Source organism: Salmonella sp. SAL4457 (assembly GCF_046548235.1).
In the GTDB taxonomy this organism is placed as follows: Bacteria; Pseudomonadota; Gammaproteobacteria; order Enterobacterales; family Enterobacteriaceae; genus Salmonella; species Salmonella enterica.
In genome coordinates this window covers 1-249 of the sequence record NZ_JBGDZO010001021.1, presented here as the reverse complement: position 1 = coordinate 249, position 249 = coordinate 1, and the positions used below count along the sequence as shown (strand labels likewise).

Sequence of the window (249 nt, the reverse complement as noted above, 5' to 3'; positions counted from 1 at the left end):
AGTTTCCTCAGCGCCACCCGGGACAAACCGATCGACGACGATCGCGGGACCCGAACCATCGGCAGCAAGATCGACGACTCGCTGATCGAGACCAAGGCCGCGGTGAACATCGCCAAGGCCGATCCGGCCCTGGACAAGGACTCTCACATCGTCGTGGTCAGCTACAACGGCATCGTTCTGATCGCCGGCCAGACCCCGCGCGCCGACCTCAAGAGCAAGGCCGAACAGGCCGCGCGCACGGTGCAGAAG

The 249-nt window shown here is 64.7% G+C and carries 1 protein-coding gene; it reads left to right on the top strand.

Annotated features, from left to right (window positions below; genetic code table 11):
• On the top strand, positions 1–249 hold a 249-nt coding region (locus tag ACLJNW_RS27265), incomplete at both ends, for a BON domain-containing protein (protein WP_410961679.1).